The sequence below is a fragment of the Paenibacillus sp. 10L310 genome, from assembly GCF_056395745.1.
Window position 1 is genome coordinate 422,022 of the sequence record NZ_JBFTKC010000002.1, and the last position, 15,467, is coordinate 437,488.

Consider the following 15,467-nt stretch of genomic DNA (forward strand, 5'->3'; position numbering starts at 1 on the left):
TTCTTTTGGTGTTATTCAATGTTGATCACTCCTTCAAAGTTCTTCATGTCTAGTATTGTGACATGCCAAAATAAAACTGGGATGAGTGCCCGCTGAATGTTGTCTGAGGATAATTCACAATCCTTTCAGCTAAATTTCAGTTTGGCAAGCGATAATACAACATACAGTCCCTCGCAATTGAGGGAGAAATCTAAATGGCTCAGGCAAGGAGAGAAGGCACATTATGAAGCTTAGCAGCGGAATTAAAATACTATTGGCTGATGATGAACCACATATTTTACAATTTCTAGAGCTTGGATTAAGCAATGAGGGCTTTGATGTGCGCACCGCACCGGATGGAGCGGCTGCGCTTGAGTTGGCGCTTGAATTCAAGCCACATATGGCTATTCTGGATGTCATGATGCCTGAGATGGATGGATTCGAAGTGGTCGAGCGTCTGCGTAAGACCGGAGCTCAGGTTGGCGTTATAATGCTAACAGCGAAGGACGAGGTCGAGAATCGGGTTAAGGGCCTTTGGTTAGGTGCTGACGATTACATGATCAAACCCTTTGCCTTCGACGAGCTGCTCGCCCGAATTCAGGCCAGACTGCGTAATCAATTTCCTTTATTAATAGGAGCCGTCACCCACGGTCCCTTCCGAATTGATGATCAGCGCAAAGAAATCACCTATCAGAATCAGGTCCTGGAATTATCTCCTACCGAATACGAACTGTTAAAATTTATTGTGCTTAATCATGGGATTGTACTTAGCAAAGCGACCATTCTGAGCCGGGTGTGGGGGTATGATTTTGGCGGAGAAGAAAATATTGTGGAGGTATACGTTCGCTCCTTGCGCGACAAACTCGGGGATAAAGAGCATAAACTCATTCGTACGCTTCGGGGTGTCGGATACAGGGTGGATCTCTGATGAACTTGCTGCCTAAGAAAAATAAACTTCGTTTAAGACGTCTTCACCAATGGATCTGGCCTCGTTCACTGCGTTCTCAATTGCTCTCACGTTCTCTGTTTGTGCTGGCTGGGCTACTATTGTTAATCGGTATCCTGCAATTCTGGATCATGGAGAGCTTTCTCTATCGGAATCAGGCAAAAACCATGGAAGAACAGCTTATGTCCATGCCCCCGGTTTGGCTCGGAATCCAGTCACGTAGTGGCTCTCCCAACAATCCTTTTGGTGGACAAGCAGGAAATGGGTCTGGCAATCGGGTGTTGTTTATTCCGGACCGTTCACTAGCCCTGTTTGATAACGAAGGTACGTTCGAGGATGTTTTTGGGGAAGACGGTCTGAAAGCCCCTCAACTATCATCCGCTGAATATCAGGACATTACAGATGAGTTGAAAGAACAAAAACACATTCCCTACCGGATCGTCACGGATAGCCAAGGGAATGAGCAATTGATTGTATTTGCTTCACCCGGTCCACGCAATCGTGGTTTACCAATGGTGCAGATGGGCACGGCTACAAAGCCACTGAGAGACTTGATTATTAAACAGCTTCTGATCTTCATCATGTTATCGCTGTTGGCCATGGTAGCCGGTCTTGTTCTATACACTAAGGTATTACGCCGGACGCTGGTTCCCCTGTCCAACATGGTGAATAAAGTACAGCAGATAGATGCAGGCAGCCTCGCAGAACGGCTTCCCGTCATTCAGGGACAAGAAGAAGTGGATCAGCTCGCAGTTTCATTTAATGGCATGCTTGAAAGACTGGAGAATTCGTTTGAAGCGGAGCGGGAATCGAAAGAGCAGATGCAACGTTTCTTGTCTGATGCTTCTCATGAGCTTCGTACCCCGCTCACCTCCATTCACGGTTTCATTGAAGTTTTACAGCGGGGTGCAGCGACCAATCAAGATCAATTGTATAAAGCACTGGACAGCATGCACGGCGAATCGGTGCGAATTAACAAGCTGGTTGAAGATTTGCTGTTACTAACCAAGCTGGATCAGGCCCCAAAGCAGGAGCGGGAGGTCATTCAGCTGGATAGTCTGCTGCTCGAAATGCAACCACAACTTGCCATGATGGCTCAACAAAGATCCATTCATCTCGATTTGACGGCTGAAGTATATGTACTGGCTGACCCTTACAAGCTGAAACAGGTTGTGCTGAATCTGTTCCATAACGCGGTGCAGCATACCGATCCTGAGCATGGATCCATCTCCATAACATTATATGCCACGCATCATAAGGCTGAATTATCAGTGAAAGATAACGGCACAGGCATTGAACCTGAACATCTGCCCCATATCTTTGAGCGATTTTACCGCACAAGCAGTTCTCGTTCGCGCAAACAAGGTGGCGCAGGTCTCGGCCTCGCCATTACCCGCTCGATTGTGGAGTCGCATGGTGGGAATATTACCGTACAAAGTCAGGTAGGCTTGGGAACTGACTTTATGATTTTGCTGCCGCTGTCTAAGGCAGATGTCTAGGCTGAGCGTCGGCTGCAAGTAGGCTATACGTAAGCTATAAGTTGGCTATACGCAGCTTTACGTAAGATCTACTTGATCATTACGCAAGCTCTAGGCAAGCTCTCCAAACGATGCTCATCTTCCATTTTAATTCCGGCTTTTCATTGCATGACGAATTCCCCCACTCATTTCGGTTAAGAAATGAATGGGGGATTCTTTTTGTATCCGATTGATAGAGTGTAAAGTAGTAGCTCAATTGGGTTCAGGCTTTCAGGCTAACGAATCTGAGACGTCTTATTCAAGCATTTGGAGCGTTCGCAGAGATCTAATGAACCTGAGCCACGTTATATTAGAATAAACAGCCGTTTACTGCGTTTTTCCAAGGGGATTTCGGGAAATAGCGTGTCTGATGTTCTTACAATTTAAGAAACGTACCTAAAGGCCGAATAAGACGTCCTGGGTTCGTTAGAAAATTGTCTACCCAATCGTCAGGATCAGCCATCTTGGACCTTAAGACTTTTGAGACCTTGGTATCCATCATCGTATAGCTTGCCTAAATTTGAATATGAGTTTGAGTTTGAAGATACACGCTAAAATTCATCCCGTTCTATCGTTGCTTTTGGCAACGGTGGATTACCAAGGGTACACGCCATTTTCATCTAGGAATTCTCCGTTATGGCGTTTGCCATCCGTCGCATAGCGCACGATAATCGCAGCGCCGGCTTCTTTTGATTTACCGCCTTCGGCATTGCCATTAAGATCTGTTGATGTAAATCCGGGCGTTACTGCAAAGACTTGCGCCCTGCTGTTTTTGAGTTCATAAGCCATCGAAAGTGTCATGGCACTGTTGGCCGTTTTGGATGAATTATAGTCGAAGGCATTTAAAGTAAATTCCGCATTTTGCATATGGTCCAGAGAAGCCATGTCAGTTGATACATTAATGATTGTGCCTTCATTATTTTTGATTAACGGGAACAATCGCTGATTCAAACGGAAGGTGCCGAAAAAGTTCACTTCAAAGGCGTTCCGTAGATCTTCCTCTTTTGTATCCGTAAAGGAATGAGAGAAAGCACCCGGCATACCCGCGTTATTGATCAGAAGATTTATTGCAGGATAACTCTTGTGAATCGTATCGGCTGCCTGCTCAATGCTCTTCAAGTCGCACATGTCGATCTGTACAAATTCTACATCTAACCCCTTGGAAGTTAACTCTGAGACAGCTGCTTCCCCCCGTTCGACACTACGTGCGCCAAGGATAACTTTCCAACCCGCTTCACCCAACTGCTTGACGATTTCATATCCAATTCCTTTATTTGCTCCGGTTACAAAAACAGTCTGTTTCATGCGAATCCTTCTTTCCATAATTTGATTTATATTGAACAATGTATAAGTTACTATGCTACACTTAGTGTAGGTCAAATTATTTTTATAAAAAGGGGGATTAACATGTTAACGATTGGAGAAGTAGCAAAAAAAGTTGAAATCTCCATTGGAGCGATCCGCTTTTATGAAAGAAAGGGACTGCTAAAACCTGCTGCACGAAATGAGCAGAATAACCGTCTTTATTTGGAGGATGATCTGAACTGGCTGGTTTTTATCAAATGCCTTCGCGAAACCGGGATGAGTGTGGAAGACATCAAAAAATATTATGATCAGGTCAACGAAGGAACCTCCACGCTGAAGGAAAGAACCAAGCTGATTGAGGATCAAAAGCAAAAGTTGCTGAATGATATAGAGGAGAAAAAAGCGCAACTTGTTCATTTGGATAACAAACTGGAGCGCTATTATCGAGGAGAAAATTATTAATATAAGCCTTATGCTATAGATTAACCTTTTGCATTTATGTAAGGGAGCACGTATCCTAACAAGGTTTCCTCAGTAGCTTCTTAAAATAAATACAAAAAAGATCAGACAGCCAGAGCAATAACTGTCCAACCTGATCCGAAACTTTCATTTTATAGCCCTTCACTATGGGACTACGTTCTATTAAAATTGGCCTTGTTGCTTACGCAGGTGGTAATGGTTATACTTTTCATCCTCGATCTCGATCGAGCTGACCCGTTCAAAATTACATTTCTGTATCACCTTATTAGATGCTGGATTGGTAGTCAAAGCGATGGCATTTAACACTTCCACGTTTGTATGTTCAAACAAATACTCCGTCATTCCTTTGAGCGCCTGCGTGGTGTAACCACGATTTCTGAAGTGTTTCGAAATACCGTACATAATCTCCCGATTGGATGCTGGCAGTTCGTCCTTAATCCCTGAGCAACACCATCCTATAAACTCATCATTTTCTTTGAGTACGATAGCCATACGTAAGCATAAATCTCCGATGTCTCCTCCCGCCACCACAGCTTGTTTAAAACGCTGATTCTCAGGAATTTCATATTCGGTGAGCCACAGGCTCCTATCTTCAATCGTAGCGTTCCATCCCGGTAAGAATTCATACACCTCGGGTTGCCACGTAATTTCTTGCAGTTTCTTCAAATCCTCGAGTCGATACTCACGTAAATAAATATCCTTGCAATCGATGATTAATTCATCAGTTTGTATAGGTTGGTTCATAAGGTTGCCTCCACATTTTAATTTACATTACATCATTATAGAGCCGTGTACCATTCCCTTAAAGGCAATGCCTTGATATGTATAGCGTCAGGGTCTTGGGTTTTTTCGAGTTGGGGAAAATACTCTGGATATTGAGCCAAATATTCGCTAACACACCATCGAACCGACAGTTAATATCTGTTGACCATTTTATCCAATTGTGTATTTCCTCCTTTGGAGCATTTTGCAATAATCCATGCATATACCATCCACGCACTCCTCCTTCTGTTTCATGCTTTAAATGCACCCAATACAACTTTCGCTCTTGTTCATTCATCGGTTCGCCGAGGGTCGATACTGCAATTTTACGAACAATAGCGGATGAATCTTTCGTGAAACTCCATAACTCTTCACGTGATAATTCGTCCCTCTCAACTAAAATCGGCAGATTTCGAGCTCTCTGGCGATCTTATTTATACTAGAATCATACAAGGCCCTCTTTTTCCATAAACTCATCTTTGGTTAATCCAAAGAGGATCATATCCTGGTATTTTCCATCGGTGTAGATCACCTGGCGACGCACACCTTCCTGAATACATCCAAGTTTTCTCATCATGGCTGCAGAAGGTTCATTTCCTTCGAGTACAAAATCATTGAATTTGTTGAGCCTACGCTCGAAGAAGGCATACTTCAGTAAGATTCGTACGGCTCTGGTCCCGTATCCTTTTCCTCGATGATCCCTGTCAATTTGAATGCCAATGCTAAAGGTACCGTTCCTTTCATCAATGCTGTTCAGATTCACACCTCCGACATTTTCACCATCCATATTTACAATTGTAAACATGATCCGTCCTTTGGCTAAAGAAAAATCAGAGAAGTTTTCCGTGAAACTCTTCGCTTCAACATGGGTTGGCGGCAACTCTACTGCACATTCCAATAACCGACGGGCGGGTGTATCAAAGAGGTCGATCTCTCTCAATTCGCCGCCCCCTAGATTATTTAATTTCCAACTTTGCAGATCCATCTTTATGGCTTTTCAGATCTTCTATAATTTGCTTATGCGTAGATAAGAAATGTTCTGGTATAGAATGTATATCAAAAAATCTTGTTTCTATGGATTCTTCACTTTCTATTATAGTTCCAGAAAAATCTTTGCTTTTAAACATCACTTGCACTAATGCAACTTCATCTCCATTACCATAAACCACTTCGTACTGGGGCCCAGAATATATCGAGAATAAATCCATGGAGTTCAGTATTAGACCAGTTTCTTCGTAGACTTCTCTCTTGGCTGTCTCCTGGACACTTTCTCCCATCTCCATAAAACCACCGGGAAATCCCCAGAATCCATTATCCGACCGTTTCTGCAATAGAATTCTTCCAGCCTTATCGAACACGATTGCTCCTGAAACCACCATGATCACTTTGGAATTACCAACAAATGACCTCACATACTTAATATAGTCTTGCTCCATGGACCGTCTCCTTAGCTTGTTTTATATAGAATATAATAACCCATAATGTGGAATTAGAGGAGATTTGTTTTCATTAAACACAACGAAAATAACCCCCGAACAGGATAAAACCTGTCGGAGGCTACGCTCTAATTTATATCAAAATCCCTTTACGATTCTTCCGTATATTGAGGCTTGGACACGTTATCCGGAACCGTTTCGTCAAAAACATCCTGACCTGGATAATCCCTTACGTCTCCCTCGTGAAGCTCATGATTTTCATAGTCAAAACGATGTGCAGACCGCTGGTCCACCCGCCACGGAGAACTTTTCCCAAGAGACTCGGATAGTAAAGATGAACCGTAAGGGCCCTCCGGGAATTCTTCGAGTGTGATATCGTTTCGCTGCGACTCCACCGTAGACACATCGGTATATTCTTGCCGTTCTTCTCGCAAAAACTTATCTTTCATCGCTTATCCCTCCTGATCCACTTCAGATGACCAACGTCCACTTATTGTGAGCGAGGACAAACGCATTTATGCATGATCTTTGGAAAACACTGCGTTTAGGTTTTGTTCCATTACCGGATCCATCACGTTAATCATCGCCATCACAATTGGCGAATCCATATCAATAGTACAAAAACAATGAGGCCAGCGAGGCTAATCCAGGTATCACGTTTGGACCATACCAATAATGATGAACGTCCTCCGAGCGTAGAGTGCTCTCTAACTTTACGCATTTCCATCGCAATGGTCATATCCTCTGCACGTTGGAACAGTGCCATTAACAAGGGAATCACCATCGGACCCAGGTCACTAATTCGAACGGTATTTGGTCTTAAAGCCGCCTTTCCACGTGCCCGCACGATCAGTGAGAATCGCTGCCACTCACTCCAGATCATCGGGATAAACCGAAAGATTAACGATACAGCAAGAGCAAACGAAGCTACGGGCAACCTGATCTTTTTACCGATACCGAGTACCCAGTTAAGCCCTTCTACCATTCGCCCATAAGGTGTCGTCAACGAAAACCAAAGGCTTGCCAATGTGACGATAAACAAACGATACACATTCAGCAAAGTGCCCTCCGCCTGCATCAGGGAAAAGCCAAAGTGCAGACCTCCTCCCTCTGTTGAAAGAGTTGTCCCAGATAACGCCGTTGAGATGATGAAAAAGAATAATAATGGCTTCATTAACTTCATACATCCAGCCAAAGTCTGACGCGGGAGCACGGCAAGTGCTGCTACTACCGGCACCAGTGTTAAAGTCAATCCCAGCCATCGCTGTTGAAGCATAGCTGCGGTGACCAGCAAAATATACAAAATCCATTTCAGACGCGGGTCCATAACGCCATATAATCCGCCTGAATGAGTCAAGGTGTTCGGAAGAAGCTTTGGATCATCTTCAGTTTCAACGGACGACAGCTTCAGTGCTTTTTTTTCATACTTCATTACATCGCTCTTGACTTCCATTGTTACCGTCCCTGATGCTTCTTTCGATCCGTTCTGAATCCCCACCTCAACTGACGTGGACTGAACAATACTTTCAGCCATCTCCTCTGGCGTCATCGCGGTCAAAGACAGCTCAAGACCCGCTTCTCTTAACTGCTGTGCCAGTCTCATCGATGGTGGCAGTCCAATCCCTGTTTGCTCCAGCAGTTCAGGTCTTTTGTGAAGTTCTCTCGGCGTAAGATCAGCGATTAGGCGGCCTTCCTGCAACAACAATACTCGATCCGCACAAGGCAAAAATGTATCCAGATCATGGGTTGCTACCACACCCCCACCACCTGCCAGACGATGTTGCTCCAGTACATCCAGCAAAAGCCCGACACTTTGCGCTTCCAACCCGGCGCTCGGCTCATCCAGCAGAAGCCAGTGTGGGTTGGTCACACTTCCGAGAGCAAGTCCAAGCCTGCGCTTCTCTCCCCCACTTAGAGCAAATGGCGACCTGTCCAGATGAAAACGCCGGTCCAACTCCGAGGACACTGGCGGGTCCCATTGGTTCAGTGCTTTTGTGATCTGCTCTTGTTGCTGTTTCTCTGAAAGACGATAGGGACGCAGAGAATATGAGAATTCACGCTGAATACTTCGGGCAAACAGTTGTTGTTCCGGAAATTGAAACAATAGTCCCATTTGCAATAAAATCGACTGCGGCACTTTTCCTTCTTTCCAGAAAGGTGTGCCATCCAATGTGATACTTCCTGCATCGGGCGGTCTCAGACCAGCCAACGTCTGTAATAAAGTCGTTTTTCCTGAACCGGTGCAGCCCAGCAGCAAGGTGATTTCCCCACTGTTCAACTGTACACTCACATCTTCAAGCAGTGCACGTTTGCCCGATTCCGATGCTTCTATACGTATATTGGTTAGCTTGATCTCCAACGTGCGACCTCCTTGGCCAGTTGCTCAGGTCGCAGTGGCATGGCTTCTGGCATCATACCTTTTTGCTTGAGCAATAACGCAGTTTTTACAGTAAAAGGAGGGTCTAATCCTAACCGTTCACAGGGAGATAGCTGTACATTTTCCCGAGTAGCCTTCTCATTCAGCTCTGTTTCATAGAAAAAGGACTCGGGCTCCCCGTCGTACACACAACGTCCCCTCTCCATAGCAATGATTCGATCACACAGGGTTGCTTCCTCCAGATGGTGCGTAATCCAGATCACCGTTGTACCCCGCTGGGTAATCTTCTGAACGATGGCCTCGATACGGTCTCTTGCTCCCGGATCAAGCATGGCTGTTGGCTCATCCAGAATCAATATATCCGGTTTGGCCGCAAGTGCTACAGCAATATTAAGCAGTTGTTTCTGTCCACCGGATAATTGTGAGACAGCCTTCTCCGGGGGATATTGAAGTCCTACGATATGTAATGCATCCTGCCTGTGCTCCAATTGCTCTTCTACAGATTCCATCAATGGTGACAGCGCAAAATGAAACTCCTCTTCAATCGTATCGCCTAGTACCTGTGCATCCGGTTGCTGCAGTACACCCCGAACGGTAAGTTCATCCGAGATATCCCGTACCCCTCCAGATAGTGGAATGAATCCAATCAGTAGTCCAGCGAGTGTGCTTTTTCCACTGCCATTCGCCCCTACAATACCAATCCATTCTCCTTGGTGCAGCGTAAGTGAGACCCCATCCAGTGCTTTTCTCACCTGACTACCTTCGGAAGCATAATGCACTCGAACATCTTCTAATGTAATTATAGGCAGGTTGCCTTGCATCGTAAATTAGTCCTTTCCCTTTCTATTGTTATGTGGTACGATCCTAATCGTTAACCACATTTATATAATTGGTTAACAATCATATTACCAAAATGGAGAGGATTGTTCAAACATGAAATTATCTTTGCGAGGCATTGTATTCAGCGCACTTATGGCCGCAATTTTAGTACTTTTTGGTTACATAAGCATTCCCATTGGCTTCTCCCCAGTACCGATAACATTACAAACTTTGGCTGTCATGCTGGCCGGAGGATTACTTGGTCCACTCTATGGTTTTCTAAGTGTCACGATGGTTGTTCTGCTCACCGCTCTTGGATTCCCCTTGCTGCACGGGACCGGAGGACTTGCAGTACTTCTTGGACCTACCGGAGGATATGTGATGATGTGGCCGTTCTCCGCTTTATTGATTGGATTGTTGCTTGCACGAATCAACATCAAAGGTGTAACAGGATTTATTCTCGCTTTTGTTGTATTTGAACTATTTGGTTCATTGCTTGTTTATGTATCCGGGGTCCCTTGGCTTGCTTATGCTTTCAAAATGGACTTACCTGAGGCCATGATTCAAGGGTTCTATCCTTACATAATTGGGGATCTGATCAAAGCTGTATTTGCTGCCATCATCATTGCGCCAGTGCGCATGGTTTTCCCACCTCAACGTCTCACTGGTAACATGCATTCCACGGTTATAAAAGCGGATTCTTAATAGAAGCTACATAAGGTAACTAATCTGCCTATCTTTGAAAACGACGAAACCGCCAAAATCACTTTGGCGGTTTTCGTTACTTCTCTTCCTCTAAGATTGTTCTGTCATCGGAGTGATCCGTGTAAATATTCTTTAGTTCAACTATATATTCACCTGAATTAATTGACGCTCTGTAATCTGAAATTGTCGATCCGCTGTATTTTCAATAAACCTCTGATCATGAGATACATACAGAATTGTTCCTTCATACGCCTTAATAAAACGCTCCAACGCTTCCAATGCATGCATATCAAGAAAGTTCGTCGGCTCATCCAACAATAGAATGTTATATTGTCCAAGAAACAAGTGACATAATTGAAGACGAATCGCTTCTCCTCCGCTTAATGTCCCAACATTCTTCAGCAAGTCATTACCTGTAAACTGCATCGCATGCAACGCACTTCTGAGCTCTGATTCCTCATATTCCGAACGATTCTTCAGGAATTGTAATACGGTCTCTTTTGTCGTGAAACGATAGCTCATTTGCTGAAAATAACCGAGCTTTGCTTTTGGAGACATTGTGATCTGATCTCCCACATAGAAAACATGGTTAAGCAATGTGCTTTTCCCACTGCCATTGGCTCCGGTTATCGCTATTTTTTGTTTTAATGGAATTTGAAAACTTACATCCTCCAACAATATGTTTCCATCCACCTCAAGTGTAAGGCGATCTGCCATAATCGGAAATCGATTGTGCAGCTCCAGTGTCTTTGGCTGACGGAAGATCATAGGCCGATCCTCTTGCACCGCTTTTACCTCGTGAAGTTGTTGCATCCGCTGTTCAATCGCTTTGGCTGCGCGGTGCACCGCTTTTTGACTGGTGCCTTTGGATTTGGTTTCAACCATACGGTTTGTTTTTGCCTTGGATTCTTTTTTGGACATGCTTCCGGCCTGCGTTATTTTCTCGGCTTTCTTCATCTTTTCCCGGGCGGCCAGCTCCAATCGCCTCTTCTCCTTCGAGAACTGCTCATGGGCCTGGTTTTGTTGTTCACGCTCCAGCCTCTTCTGTGCCTGATAATCGCTATAGTTGCCGGAATATACGCGAACCTCACCTTGATGGATTTCCCAGATCGTGGTCACCAGTTCATCCAGAACCGCACGATCATGACTGATCAGCACAAGCGCCCCATAATAATAACGCAATTCATCCAGCAAAAATGTAATGCCCGCTTGATCCAGGTGTGTCGTTGGTTCATCCAGTAACAGTACTTCATGATAATGAGTGAACATTTGAGCCAGTTTTAGACGGGTCTGTTCTCCACCACTCCATGGCTGATCGTGTTGAGGTATCGCTAATTTACTGAGTAAAGCCCCGTCAACTTCGATACTTTCGTTAGACTGGGGCGGTTCCACTTGTTCCAAATAACCAAACTCTGCAAAACGTTTTACCTTTCCGACTGTTGGCTGGATTTGTCCCGCAATGAGTTTCAACAATGTACTTTTACCCTGACCATTACCACCCACTACACCAATGCGATCCAGTTGATGCACAGCCAGTCGCTCAATGTTCAGTATTACTTTATCCATATAGGTCATCTCAACCTGTTCTAATTCAAAACATATCTTTTCCATATTCGCTACCTCCGAAATAAGATTTATTTCGTATCGATAGCGAAGCACGCTTCTATCGATACGAGCTTATCGTGCCAGCTCGTATCAATAGAACAGTAACGTCATCATAGCGGTTCCCCCCAGTAGTCTGTATTGAGCGCCTGTACCTAATTATTTACCTGATTAAGATAATCAGAAGAAAAAACAAAGAATCACAGGCCACGGCCTGTGATTCAACGTAAACGGGAAAGCGAGTATAACACTTATTTTTAGGTCAGATGATTGAAAATGACAGACTGATCCCGTTTACCCTGAACCAATAGTCAGAGCCTTTGAACGTATTCAATTACCGATTCAAAGGAAGGAAGCGCAGTCTCATCGCATGTGTCATGTTCAATAATCCACCTTTCATTATCATGTAATAGATGTACAAATCTAATTATAATTTTCCAATTCCACCATGTCAACGGAACCATGAAAACACTACACCCTCGGATTAGTACATCAATCTACTTTTGTTCCTGGTCATTTCCGCTACTTAATTTCAATAGAAGTTCCTGGCTATGAACCTGACCTGTAGCCTGTGGAATCACTTCTTCGTAGTTGGCTGAGTTGGCTACTATAATTGGCGTTACCGTATGATAACCAGCAGCCTTAATCTGTGCAATATCGAATTCAAGCAACAGATCTCCCGCTTGGACCCGATCGCCTTCCTTGATATGGGACACAAAATGCTGTCCGTCCAATTTAACGGTATCAACTCCCACGTGAACCAATATTTCAGCACCGGTGTCTGATACTACAGCCAAGGCATGTTTTTTCTTGAATGCAACGGTAACTGTGCCGTCAAAAGGCGCTACAACTCTGCCCACAGTTGGCTCAATCGCAATCCCTTTACCCATTGCTCCCGATGCAAAGGCCGGATCCGGAACTTCCGACAATTCAACAATCGTTCCTTCAATTGGGCTAAATACAATTTCGTCCGAAGCATTCGTTGCACGAACAGATTGCTGATCGGATGTCGTAGATTCGGTTTTTATTTCTTCTTCAACCGGATCTTTGAAGCCCATGATGTACGTTAGTACAGCCGAAACAACAAAGGATACTACAATACCCAGAATCAATCCTGGGAAACCTTGTCCACCTGGTCCGTAGAAGATTGGCAGGGTCAGCAACCCTGGTGCACCGGATGCAAATGCCAATGTACCTGCTTGACCAATGATAGCTCCACCAACTGCACCACCGATTACGCCTGCAATGAATGGACGTTTCAGTGGTAATGTTACCCCATAGATGGCCGGTTCCGTAATACCGAACAAAGCCGTCAACGTGGATGATCCAGCCAGCGTTTTCAGTTTTTTGTTCTTTGTTTTCAACATAACCCCAAAAGCAGCACCCGTTTGAGCAAAGATCGAAGCTGTCGCAGCGGGTTTAACACCATCCTGTCCATACACTGCAACGTTGTTGATAAATACCGGAATCAGACCCCAGTGTATTCCGAAGATGACGAGCAGCTGCCAGCTTGCACCCATAACGGCTCCTGCGAGCAATGGACTGAATCCAAATGCGGCAACCAGTCCAGCTGCAATTCCATTACCAACGTATACGCCAAATGGTCCAAATACAAGCAATGTCAGAGGTACCATAATCACTAGCAAAAACAATGGCGTAACAAAGTTTTTCACACTATCGTGAAGTGTTTTATTAAAGAACTTTTCCAACTTGCTCATGACAATGACAGCTAAAATGATAGGAATAACTGTAGATGAATAGTTCATCAAGATGACAGGGATACCGAAGAAATCCGTTGGTGTTCCCTCTGATTTCAACGTGACGATGGACGGATAGATCAGTGCTCCTGCAATCGTCATCGCGACAAACATATTTCCCTGGAATTTACGTGCTGTTGTAACCGCTAACAACAGAGGAAGGAAATAGAAGAGACTATCTGCTGCTGCATACAAGATCGTATATGTTGTTTCTGTCGTTTCCAGCCATCCAATATTGCTCGCAATCAACAATAACCCTTTTAGAATACCGGCTCCCGCCATAACACCCAGAAGTGGTGCAAAGATGCTGGATATGATATCGATAATCCCCCCGAGCCCTTTGGCTGCTTTGCGAGGTTTTTCTTTATCAGTCGAATCGTCCAGAATGTTACTGATCTGTCCAATGGCACTATAGACTTCAGGCACCTTGTTACCAACAACCACCTGGAATTGTCCTCCATTTTCTTTGACTGCGATGATGCCTTCTGTTTTCTCAAGTTTGGCTTTGTCTGCCTTGGCATCGTCCTTCAATACAAACCGTAATCGTGTTGCACAATGAACCAGCGATTCCACATTTTTCTCACCGCCAACCAATTCTACAATCTCTTTGGCCAGTTTCTCTTGACTCATGATCTGCACCCCCACTTTTTCTCAAACAGGCCTCTTACCGATTTTTTTTGCACGCAAAAAACCTAAGCCTTGAGCAAGGGGACACAATGGTCCTGACCTTCTCATGACTTAGGTTTTGCCTGCATAACCAGTAACAATCCCAGTTAAATCGTATTTAATTCCTGTTAATCACATATTATTATAATAAAACCATTTTTGTCAACATTTAAATATTATCGATTAACCACTCGTTCGATATGAACCGTCAGATACAACTTTTCTTCATTAGTCAGCTCATGGTTGTACTCTTTTTTGACAAACAACTCAATTTTCTCCATGCACGCTGCGGCATCTGGATGTTTCTCCTTAATCATGTCATAGAAATGATCATAGTTGTTGTCGTAATGCGTACCACTGAGCACACGCTGGGAGAAGAACTTCAGATGTGTGATAAAGCGAAAATAACTGAGAGAGTCCTCATCAAATTCCATTTTGAAATGATATTTCGCTATATTAATAATCTGCTGGATAAACTTCGTAATGTTCATCGTTGTAATAACTTCTTCGTTCATCTCTGCGTTAACAATATGCAGGGCAATAAAAGCGGCTTCATCGGGTGGAAGCTCAATATTCATACGAGTGTTGATCTGTTCCAGCGTCCTCAGGCCCAGTTCGAATTCGGACTTGTACAGCTGTTTGATCTCCCACATTAATGCGTTCTTGATCTCCACGCCTTCCCGATAACGTTCGATGGCGAAGTTAATATGGTCTGTAAGAGATACATAGATGTTCTCATTCAGCTTTCGACCCAGATTCTCACGCGCATACGTGATAATCTCTTCCACAATTTCAATCAGTTCCATCGGAACTTCCCGCAGCAGCATTTTGAAATTATCGGATGTTTGTTTGTTTTTCAATGCAAATACTTTCTGGATGCGGGTCTCGTCTACTTTATCCCCCGGCTTTTTCTTAAAGGCAATCCCACGTCCCATCACCACAAGCTCTGCTCCATCCGCCTGATAGATGCTAATGACGTTATTGTTGATAACCTTTGCTATTTTCAATTCAATCCCCCCGTCACGTTCCACTCTCTTGGCAGTTATACATCGTCTTTTGGGCATACAAAAAAAACCTGAAGCATCACAAAATAAACAAGACATGGTGGTCTGCTTT

The 15,467-nt window shown here is 44.3% G+C and carries 14 protein-coding genes; 4 read left to right on the forward strand and 10 right to left on the reverse strand.

The window, feature by feature from the left end:
* Nucleotides 1–223: 223 nt before the first annotated feature.
* Complete coding sequence (locus tag AC1DE7_RS07405; protein ID WP_124115540.1) at nt 224–907, forward strand: response regulator transcription factor; 684 nt, start codon at nt 224–226, stop codon at nt 905–907.
* Nucleotides 907–2,424, forward strand: a complete 1,518-nt coding sequence (locus AC1DE7_RS07410) for a sensor histidine kinase (RefSeq protein WP_127545746.1) — start codon at nt 907–909, stop codon at nt 2,422–2,424. Before AC1DE7_RS07405 ends, AC1DE7_RS07410 begins: the two co-directional genes overlap by 1 nt.
* Nucleotides 2,425–3,036: 612 nt before the next feature.
* On the opposite strand, the gene AC1DE7_RS07415 is transcribed toward AC1DE7_RS07410, so the two are convergent.
* Entirely contained in the window at nt 3,037–3,747 is a 711-nt protein-coding gene (locus AC1DE7_RS07415; protein ID WP_315371759.1) for an SDR family NAD(P)-dependent oxidoreductase, read from the reverse strand.
* 102 nt (nt 3,748–3,849) lie between these two features.
* On the opposite strand from AC1DE7_RS07415, the gene AC1DE7_RS07420 reads away from it, so the two are divergent.
* A complete protein-coding gene (locus AC1DE7_RS07420) occupies nt 3,850–4,209 on the forward strand; it encodes a MerR family transcriptional regulator (protein ID WP_076249478.1) in 360 nt (119 codons plus the stop codon).
* 180 nt (nt 4,210–4,389) lie between these two features.
* On the opposite strand, the gene AC1DE7_RS07425 is transcribed toward AC1DE7_RS07420, so the two are convergent.
* From AC1DE7_RS07425 to AC1DE7_RS07450, 6 genes are all read right to left on the reverse strand, one after another.
* A complete protein-coding gene (locus tag AC1DE7_RS07425) occupies nt 4,390–4,971 on the reverse strand; it encodes a GNAT family N-acetyltransferase (RefSeq protein WP_282321585.1) in 582 nt (193 codons plus the stop codon).
* Nucleotides 4,972–5,434: 463 nt separating this feature from the next.
* Nucleotides 5,435–5,929, reverse strand: coding sequence for a GNAT family N-acetyltransferase (locus tag AC1DE7_RS07430; RefSeq protein WP_315371763.1), 495 nt, complete (start codon nt 5,927–5,929; stop codon nt 5,435–5,437).
* Between the two features lie 16 nt (nt 5,930–5,945).
* Nucleotides 5,946–6,425 carry an NUDIX hydrolase gene (locus AC1DE7_RS07435; protein WP_127545734.1) on the reverse strand — a complete coding sequence of 160 codons (480 nt, stop codon included), beginning with the start codon at nt 6,423–6,425 and terminating at the stop codon, nt 5,946–5,948.
* 149 nt (nt 6,426–6,574) lie between these two features.
* On the reverse strand, nt 6,575–6,874 hold the full coding sequence (locus tag AC1DE7_RS07440; RefSeq protein ID WP_036608432.1) for a hypothetical protein: 300 nt from the start codon (nt 6,872–6,874) through the stop codon (nt 6,575–6,577).
* Nucleotides 6,875–7,014: 140 nt separating this feature from the next.
* The gene (locus AC1DE7_RS07445) at nt 7,015–8,784 is read right to left on the reverse strand and encodes an ATP-binding cassette domain-containing protein (protein ID WP_477534042.1); all 1,770 of its coding nucleotides are present in this window, start codon (nt 8,782–8,784) and stop codon (nt 7,015–7,017) included.
* Nucleotides 8,769–9,623, reverse strand: coding sequence for an energy-coupling factor ABC transporter ATP-binding protein (locus AC1DE7_RS07450; RefSeq protein WP_477534043.1), 855 nt, complete (start codon nt 9,621–9,623; stop codon nt 8,769–8,771). The genes AC1DE7_RS07445 and AC1DE7_RS07450 overlap by 16 nt, the downstream gene beginning before the upstream one ends.
* Nucleotides 9,624–9,735: 112 nt before the next feature.
* Between AC1DE7_RS07450 and AC1DE7_RS07455 the strand changes: the two genes are divergently transcribed.
* Complete coding sequence (locus tag AC1DE7_RS07455) at nt 9,736–10,326, forward strand: biotin transporter BioY (protein ID WP_074094877.1); 591 nt, start codon at nt 9,736–9,738, stop codon at nt 10,324–10,326.
* Between the two features lie 141 nt (nt 10,327–10,467).
* Here AC1DE7_RS07455 and AC1DE7_RS07460 read toward each other — a convergent pair whose 3' ends face one another.
* From AC1DE7_RS07460 to licT, 3 genes are all read right to left on the reverse strand, one after another.
* The gene (locus tag AC1DE7_RS07460; protein ID WP_477534044.1) at nt 10,468–11,937 is read right to left on the reverse strand and encodes an Msr family ABC-F type ribosomal protection protein; all 1,470 of its coding nucleotides are present in this window, start codon (nt 11,935–11,937) and stop codon (nt 10,468–10,470) included.
* Nucleotides 11,938–12,425: 488 nt separating this feature from the next.
* Complete coding sequence (locus AC1DE7_RS07465; protein WP_477534045.1) at nt 12,426–14,315, reverse strand: beta-glucoside-specific PTS transporter subunit IIABC; 1,890 nt, start codon at nt 14,313–14,315, stop codon at nt 12,426–12,428.
* A 212-nt stretch (nt 14,316–14,527) separates the two neighbouring features.
* Complete coding sequence (gene licT / locus AC1DE7_RS07470; RefSeq protein WP_074094875.1) at nt 14,528–15,358, reverse strand: BglG family transcription antiterminator LicT; 831 nt, start codon at nt 15,356–15,358, stop codon at nt 14,528–14,530.
* Between the last annotated feature and the right edge of the window lie 109 nt (nt 15,359–15,467).

What these genes read in the sequence shown, in the direction of transcription:
- AC1DE7_RS07405 (WP_124115540.1), top strand. Translation starts at nt 224, where the DNA reads ATGAAGCTTAGCAGCGGAATTAAAATACTATTGGCTGATGATGAACCA.
- AC1DE7_RS07410 (WP_127545746.1), top strand. Translation starts at nt 907, where the DNA reads ATGAACTTGCTGCCTAAGAAAAATAAACTTCGTTTAAGACGTCTTCAC.
- AC1DE7_RS07415 (WP_315371759.1), bottom strand. Translation starts at nt 3,747, where the DNA reads ATGAAACAGACTGTTTTTGTAACCGGAGCAAATAAAGGAATTGGATAT.
- AC1DE7_RS07420 (WP_076249478.1), top strand. Translation starts at nt 3,850, where the DNA reads ATGTTAACGATTGGAGAAGTAGCAAAAAAAGTTGAAATCTCCATTGGA.
- AC1DE7_RS07425 (WP_282321585.1), bottom strand. Translation starts at nt 4,971, where the DNA reads ATGAACCAACCTATACAAACTGATGAATTAATCATCGATTGCAAGGAT.
- AC1DE7_RS07435 (WP_127545734.1), bottom strand. Translation starts at nt 6,425, where the DNA reads ATGGAGCAAGACTATATTAAGTATGTGAGGTCATTTGTTGGTAATTCC.
- AC1DE7_RS07440 (WP_036608432.1), bottom strand. Translation starts at nt 6,874, where the DNA reads ATGAAAGATAAGTTTTTGCGAGAAGAACGGCAAGAATATACCGATGTG.
- AC1DE7_RS07450 (WP_477534043.1), bottom strand. Translation starts at nt 9,623, where the DNA reads ATGCAAGGCAACCTGCCTATAATTACATTAGAAGATGTTCGAGTGCAT.
- AC1DE7_RS07455 (WP_074094877.1), top strand. Translation starts at nt 9,736, where the DNA reads ATGAAATTATCTTTGCGAGGCATTGTATTCAGCGCACTTATGGCCGCA.
- AC1DE7_RS07460 (WP_477534044.1), bottom strand. Translation starts at nt 11,937, where the DNA reads ATGGAAAAGATATGTTTTGAATTAGAACAGGTTGAGATGACCTATATG.
- AC1DE7_RS07465 (WP_477534045.1), bottom strand. Translation starts at nt 14,315, where the DNA reads ATGAGTCAAGAGAAACTGGCCAAAGAGATTGTAGAATTGGTTGGCGGT.